This window comes from Endozoicomonas sp. SESOKO4 (genome assembly GCF_024606275.1).
In genome coordinates, this window is sequence record NZ_JAHHPS010000246.1 from 1 (window position 1) to 1,830 (window position 1,830).

The following is a 1,830-nucleotide window of genomic DNA, read 5'->3' on the forward strand; positions in this document are numbered from 1 at the left end:
GGTTTCCGATATTCGGGTAGTTGACCATGTGGTAAATAATCCATCGACTGACCAGCCTTTGGGGCATAGTTTGATCAACGGTGTCAAAATGAAGGCTCGCTATGGCAGCCTGAATGCTGAGTTAAAAAGCAGATTGCCCACCGGACGGGTCTATAAAGACAATGACTTTGTCGATGTGCCGGTGAAGGCCGATCTGGTTGACCGGCTATTGCGGAAAAAAATACCCTTCTATCTGCTGCGCTCAGAACTGAATTTAATGGTGGTAAAAAAGGCTGATGGCTTCAGGGTCAGCCCCTGGGCTGAGGGCGGAACGGAAAAAATAATCAGGGTCGATGATCCGGACGATCCGAAAAAAATCAAAGCGGTTCAGGATTTTATCCTGGCCAATTATCAACGATTTGATCAGCTTCCTGATCAAATCGAGCTGGCCGGTAATAAGATTTTTGCCATTGATGGAAATGACAGGACATCCGTTGCACTGAAAACACAGGATGGTCGATGGCAGTACATAAAACAGCCCGACGGGCTCTATTCATTTGGTGTCAGGATTAATAATAAAGAGACCAGCGATGTTGTCCTGTTCAATTCCGGGCAAACACCCGATGCTCTTTTAAAAGCCGCTGAAGCTGCCAATGATTTTGTTTCAACAAAAGCTTCAGAAAAAAAATCTCTCCTGGTTACCATGCCGGAAAGCGGCAACACGATTGGCTTATTGACCAATTCACCTGAATTTACAGAAGGTGGTAAGTATTATGATTATGTTGACCGGTTCAGAGAGAGTCTGGTTGATTATTTAAGCGAGAATGAGAACGGCCGACGTTTCAATCAATACCTTCAAAACCTGCCAGGGAGGCTGGCTCGTCCTGAAAAGTTGAGTGACCTGGATTCCGGTCTGCCTGAGATGGGTGTTCCAAAAGAGCTCAAATTAATCCTGGTTCTGGATACGCCTGAAAATCTTTCCAAGTTGGAGTCCGGGTCGGAATCCGGGTTAGATAGAAGACGACTACAAGTCTTCGACCCCAGGGCTGCGCAAGGCAACAAGCCGGGCATATCCGGTTCAATCACCCAGTTGCGGGTAGACCCAACGATGGGTAAAGCATTGGGTGAATGGAACTACGGATACAACTTCTTCAGAGTCCCTGTGGAAATAATGGCCGCGACTGCCCCTGTCGCCGGTAAAGGTGTGGGCAGCAGAGGTCTGGCAGAAGTGGCCAAGGAGGTACTCAGTAGTCGTCGTGCAAACCTGAGCGCCGTTGATATTACAAACGAAATACTCCGGGATACTTACATTGGTTTTGAAGAAAGTGATCTTGAATCTTTAACACAAATGTTTGGCGAACTAAAAGCCGATGCCGAGGTTGTCCCTGTTGCCATGGATGACCAACCCAACCGGCTTGGCTTTGAGCGAGAGTATCTCAATATATACGTCCTTAATGAACAAGAACTCCTCCCGAAAGGTGATGAACGAAGACTCCTCGCCTTTTCGGAAGGCCGTCGTCGGGGCTGGAATCTTCTCAGTATATCAACGGATTCTCATCGTGGTAGAACGATCATTGAGCTCATCGCCGGGCCTCTGACCCTTGATGAATATAATGAGAAAACCTACTACCGGGTAATGTCAAAGCTGAAAAAAAGCTTCAAGACTGTTCCCCAGTACAGAGTGGAGTCGCTGCAGGATTTTGTTGACCGGTTTAATAAAAGTCTGGAGTCACTAGGTGATAAGGCCGCAGATTACAAACTTCGCCTTAATCCTTATTTTACCGGTAATACGCCACTTAAAAACATAACGTTCACTCGTGACGAGCAAATGGAACCGTGGAATGTCAGAAC

The 1,830-nt window shown here is 47.0% G+C and carries 1 protein-coding gene; it reads left to right on the forward strand.

Translation table 11 applies throughout. The annotated features are described in order from the left end of the window. Window positions 1-1,830: hypothetical protein (locus KDK16_RS04505; RefSeq protein ID WP_257274880.1), on the forward strand; the 1,830-nt coding region annotated here is incomplete at both ends.